This is a genomic window from Ruminococcus sp. AM31-15AC (genome assembly GCF_003462045.1).
Taxonomy (GTDB): Bacteria; Bacillota; Clostridia; order Oscillospirales; family Ruminococcaceae; genus Hominimerdicola; species Hominimerdicola aceti.
The window spans coordinates 1-4,516 of the sequence record NZ_QTYG01000086.1; the positions used below are offsets into that span (position 1 = coordinate 1).

The 4,516-nt window shown below is 40.9% G+C and carries 7 protein-coding genes and 1 tRNA gene; all 8 read left to right on the forward strand.

The genetic code is table 11. The features are described from left to right. Positions 1-131 precede the first annotated feature (131 nt). The 8 genes from DW793_RS13670 to DW793_RS13705 all read left to right on the forward strand — a co-directional run bounded on the left by DW793_RS13670 (position 132) and on the right by DW793_RS13705 (position 4,368). The gene (locus DW793_RS13670) at positions 132-443 is read left to right on the forward strand and encodes a thioredoxin family protein (protein WP_181988386.1); all 312 of its coding nucleotides are present in this window, start codon (positions 132-134) and stop codon (positions 441-443) included. 98 nt (positions 444-541) lie between these two features. After that, positions 542-625 (forward strand) — tRNA-Leu (locus DW793_RS13675). Between the two features lie 400 nt (positions 626-1,025). Then, a complete protein-coding gene (locus DW793_RS16045; RefSeq protein ID WP_390624694.1) occupies positions 1,026-1,379 on the forward strand; it encodes a hypothetical protein in 354 nt (117 codons plus the stop codon). A 146-nt stretch (positions 1,380-1,525) separates the two neighbouring features. Further along, a complete protein-coding gene (locus DW793_RS16050; RefSeq protein WP_390624695.1) occupies positions 1,526-1,726 on the forward strand; it encodes a hypothetical protein in 201 nt (66 codons plus the stop codon). Between the two features lie 312 nt (positions 1,727-2,038). Beyond that, positions 2,039-2,251: an Arc family DNA-binding protein gene (locus DW793_RS13690; protein ID WP_118158474.1), complete on the forward strand. Its 213-nt coding sequence runs from the start codon at positions 2,039-2,041 to the stop codon at positions 2,249-2,251. A gap of 97 nt (positions 2,252-2,348) precedes the next feature. Further along, the gene (locus tag DW793_RS13695) at positions 2,349-2,786 is read left to right on the forward strand and encodes a radical SAM mobile pair system MarR family transcriptional regulator (RefSeq protein WP_038670739.1); all 438 of its coding nucleotides are present in this window, start codon (positions 2,349-2,351) and stop codon (positions 2,784-2,786) included. Next, on the forward strand, positions 2,783-3,472 hold the full coding sequence (locus tag DW793_RS13700) for a radical SAM mobile pair protein A (protein ID WP_118158475.1): 690 nt from the start codon (positions 2,783-2,785) through the stop codon (positions 3,470-3,472). Before DW793_RS13695 ends, DW793_RS13700 begins: the two co-directional genes overlap by 4 nt. Then, positions 3,460-4,368, forward strand: coding sequence for a radical SAM mobile pair protein B (locus tag DW793_RS13705; RefSeq protein WP_118158476.1), 909 nt, complete (start codon positions 3,460-3,462; stop codon positions 4,366-4,368). Before DW793_RS13700 ends, DW793_RS13705 begins: the two co-directional genes overlap by 13 nt. Positions 4,369-4,516: the final 148 nt, after the last annotated feature.

A 4,516-nucleotide genomic window follows, 5' to 3' on the forward strand; every position in this document is an offset into this window, starting at 1 on the left:
CATATATGAGAAATATGATATACAGAAATGTTTGATAATACTCTTGACAAAGTGCGTAAATAGTGATATAATCACTATATTCATAGTAAGGCTATATGAATAATATAATATATATTGGAGGAAATAAAAAAATGCTTACAGAACTGACAAACCAGAATTACAACGAGCTGATATCAGCAGACAAACCGCTTGTTATAGAATTTTACTCACCTACCTGTGTTCACTGTAAAAGAACAGAGGCAGGGCTTAACGAAGCTGCAGAAGAGCTTGGAAAAACCGCTATCATAGCTAAGTGTGATATCACCTCTCAGCCAGATCTTGCGAAGAGATATGACATTACAGCACTGCCAACACTCCTTTTTATAAAGAATGGTGATATCAAAAACAAGCTTGAGGGTTTTACGCACAAGCTGATAATTCTTGACAATATTAAGAGATTATAAAAAAATCAGTCCGATGTTTTGAGCATCGGGCATTTTTTTGAGCAAAAGGTCTTGACAAAGTAGGGAGTTTATGATAAAATAATAATGTTGTTTTGTATGCGGGTGTGGCGGAATTGGCAGACGCGATAGATTTAGGTTCTATTGGCAACACCGTGCAGGTTCAAGTCCTGTCACCCGCACCATACTTGTGCAATGAAATAGATATTGTGCCCGAAAAGCTCGCATTTGCGAGCTTTTTTGCGTTTTGAGAGTAAAAACTTCAGGTGTAAAACCGTAGATGCTTTTCACCGGTTTTCACCAAAAAAGGAAGTCGAACCCTACACAACAAAAAAATATCGAACATAACGGCAGACTTTGAGCAGATTCCGCTCTGAGCCTGCCGATTTGTTATGAAAAAATATTCACAAAGTTTTAAAGGCTGTTTTGTATATTGTCACGAATTTGAGTGACGATGATAAAACAGCCTTTTTTCATTTGTAGAAAAAGGAGGAATGTGTAATGTATTACGATTAATCCTGTATAATAAAACTTGACACATACAAAACAATCGAAGTATACTAAAAACAAAGGAGTGTGTCATCAATGGGAACAGGAAAACAATATGATGAAGAGTTTAAAAAGCAGGCAATAAAGCTCGCAAGCTTCATGCAGCAAACAAGCGGATCAAAGAGCTTGAAAAGAAAAACCGTGAGCTTGAAGAGCTTAATGAATTTCTGGAGGAAACATCTGCTTTTTTCGCCGCGAACCGTCGGAAGTCAGGAAGAAGAACGGTTAAAGTTCATTTCCAAAAAGACTGATGACGGTAGGATCAGTTTTTACTGCAAGGCTTTGGAGGTTACAAGACAAGCATTTTACGATCATCTCAGCCATAAAAACGCCCCCTGGAAGTATCAGGCACTTGCAGATGAAATGATGAAGATCCACGAAGAAGACTAATATAATGACTGCTACGGCAGGAAGCGTATGTATCTTGCATTGCAGCAGAGAAAGGATGCCGGAATGCTGCTGTAAAGAAATATGGGATCATTCAAAGCACGAACAGCGCCGGCGGAAGATGTCATGATAATGCACACTGTGAAAGTATGTGGGCAAGAATGAAAGAAGAGCTGTTCTACAGCCGTGAGGACAAATCGGAGAAATACACTATGAGAGAGTTGAAGACTATGATCTGGAGATATTATATGAGTTACTGGGCTAACAGAAGAATCTGCACCGCCAACGGCAGGCTGCCTCCGGCAGCACGAAGAAAGCTCTACTATGATCATATCTTTCTCGCTGCATAATTCTTGTTCGAATAAAATGTGTCAAGTGATATTGACAAAACCATATCGGCATAGGCTGTCAGACTTGCTGAGCCTATCAACGTAATACTTGCTGCAATGGGAATTATTTTTTTGAATCATTTTGAAAAACTCCTTTCATGTTTTAGTATTGGGTACAATACTATTATATATCATTGCACTTGTTTTTTCAAGCCGCAATGCGCACAAAGTTCTCTGAAAAAAATCCGGACAATTTTTATATGATGAATTGACAAAAAGCTTCTGAGAGAGTATAATTATAGTAATGGGTACAATACGAAAGGATTGATTTCTATGTACTATAATGAAAAACGAAAAGCGATTACGGCAAAGTATGTGAAAACACACCTTGATGACATCAAGATTCGTGTTCCAAAGGGACAGCGTGAAAAACTGAAAGCTATTGCTTCTGAAATGGGCATGAGTATGAATCAGATGTTTATCAAGGCTGTAGAGGAATATATTGAAAAGAACTATAAGCCGGAAGCGGAAAGTAAAACAGATTGACAAATCGGAATTTGTACAGAATATTTTTTGAAAAAGCTCTTGACAATAAAGCTCCTATATAGTATAATTTAATAAACTACTATATAGGAGCTTTTGCATGGAAATGAATGGAGGATTTCTTGTCACCAAAATAAAACAACTTGGAGACCGGATTTTTGAGAAGATTCTCAGCGAAAAGAATATTGATGCGTTCAATGGAGCCCAGGGGCGCATTCTTTATGTGCTGTGGCAGGAGGATGGTATCTCAATCAGGTCACTCTCAACTAAATGCGGATTAGCGATAACATCTCTTACTACGATGCTGGAAAGAATGGAAAATCAAGGGCTGATAAGCCGTGTTCAGTCTGAAACGGACAAAAGGAAAACACTTCTGTTTCTGACTGAGAAAGCACATGCCTTAAAGGGCGAGTACGATTCTGTATCTGATGAGATGGGCAGTGTTTACTACAAAGGTTTTTCAGAGGAAGAAATAACTCGGTTTGAGGAATGCCTCGACCGCATCAGAAAGAATCTTGAGGAGTGGCAGAAGTCATGAGTATTTGTATCAAAGATCAGATTCAGAACATGAATATCGTCATTGGCTGCACAGTGGGGTGTGCATATTGCTATGCCCGCAACAATGTGAAGCGCTGGCATATGATTGATGACTTCACTGACCCTGAATTCTTTCCGGGTAAGCTCAAGATGATGGAAAAGAAACGTCCGCAGAACTTTCTTCTTACCGGCATGAGCGATCTCTCCGGATGGAAATCGGAATGGAGAGACGAGGTATTTGCAAAGATCCGTGAAAATCCACAGCATCAGTTCCTGTTTTTGACCAAGCGCCCCGATCTGCTGGATTTTGATACCGATCTGGAAAACGCATGGTTTGGCGTTACGGTGACGAGGAAAGCCGAACTGTGGCGTATCGACGCCCTTCGGAAAAACGTCAGAGCAAAACATTACCATGTTACCTTTGAGCCGTTATTCGACGATCCCGGCACAGTTGACCTTTCCGGAATCAATTGGATCGTTGTCGGCACCATGACCGGAGCTCAGAGCAGGAAGATTCATACGGAGCCGGAATGGGCATGGTCTCTGACAGACCAGGCACATACGCTCGGAATTCCGGTGTTTATGAAGGAAGACCTTGTCCCTATCATAGGGGATGAAAACATGATTCAGGAAATGCCGGAGGAATTCAACAAAGTGTTGGAGGTGCAGAGATCATGGCAGAAGTAATCGATGGAATCCTCATTCGTGAGGTGGAAACAAAGAACATCATGACCAAGTCCAGTCTGCCGGTAGGCGGTTACTCGGTCAATCCTTATGTAGGCTGTACACATGCCTGCAAGTATTGCTATGCTTCTTTTATGAAGCGCTTTACCGGACACACGGAGGAATGGGGCACTTTCCTTGATGTGAAGCATTGGCCGGAAATTAAAAATCCGAAGAAATATGCCGGACAGCGTGTGGTCATCGGTTCTGTGACGGATGGCTACAACCCACAGGAGGAGCAATTCGGGAATACCAGAAAACTTCTGGAGCAGTTGATTGGCAGTGACGCAGATATTCTGATCTGCACAAAGTCTGATCTTGTGGTAAGGGATATTGATCTGCTGAAGAAGCTTGGACGAGTGACCGTTTCATGGTCGATCAACACACTAGATGAAAATTTCAAGAACGATATGGACTCTGCTTCGAGCATTGAACGGCGTATCGCTGCTATGAAGCAAGTATATGATGCAGGTATCCGTACAGTCTGTTTCGTATCTCCGGTATTCCCCGGCATCACGGATTTTGAAGCCATCTTTGAGCGGGTAAAGGATCAGTGCGATCTGTTCTGGCTCGAAAATCTCAATCTTCGAGGCGGCTTCAAGAAGACGATTATGGATTATATCGCCGGAAAACATCCTGATCTTGTACCGCTTTACAATGAGATCTATAACAAGCATAACCGCAGCTACTTTGAAGCACTTGAAGTAAAAGCTGAGGAAATGGCTAAGAAGTATGATTGTCCCTTTGTGGATAATGAAATGCCTTATGGCAGAGTCCCGCAGGGACATCCGGTGATCGTGGATTATTTCTATCATGAGGAAATCCGTGGGACAGAAAATACCGGAAAAAGAAATCGATAAACAGAAATTTTACAGGAACATCGCTATATAATGAATGGGAGTATTTAAAAAATAAATACGGATATATTGATTTACTACCAGTAGAAGATTTTTGGTATGGAATTAGATGAAAAATTTAATTTACTTAGAACATTAACTCAAAAAGTAC

What these genes read in the sequence shown, in the direction of transcription:
- DW793_RS13670 (WP_181988386.1), top strand. Translation starts at nt 132, where the DNA reads ATGCTTACAGAACTGACAAACCAGAATTACAACGAGCTGATATCAGCA.
- DW793_RS16045 (WP_390624694.1), top strand. Translation starts at nt 1,026, where the DNA reads ATGGGAACAGGAAAACAATATGATGAAGAGTTTAAAAAGCAGGCAATA.
- DW793_RS16050 (WP_390624695.1), top strand. Translation starts at nt 1,526, where the DNA reads ATGTGGGCAAGAATGAAAGAAGAGCTGTTCTACAGCCGTGAGGACAAA.
- DW793_RS13690 (WP_118158474.1), top strand. Translation starts at nt 2,039, where the DNA reads ATGTACTATAATGAAAAACGAAAAGCGATTACGGCAAAGTATGTGAAA.
- DW793_RS13695 (WP_038670739.1), top strand. Translation starts at nt 2,349, where the DNA reads ATGGAAATGAATGGAGGATTTCTTGTCACCAAAATAAAACAACTTGGA.
- DW793_RS13700 (WP_118158475.1), top strand. Translation starts at nt 2,783, where the DNA reads ATGAGTATTTGTATCAAAGATCAGATTCAGAACATGAATATCGTCATT.
- DW793_RS13705 (WP_118158476.1), top strand. Translation starts at nt 3,460, where the DNA reads ATGGCAGAAGTAATCGATGGAATCCTCATTCGTGAGGTGGAAACAAAG.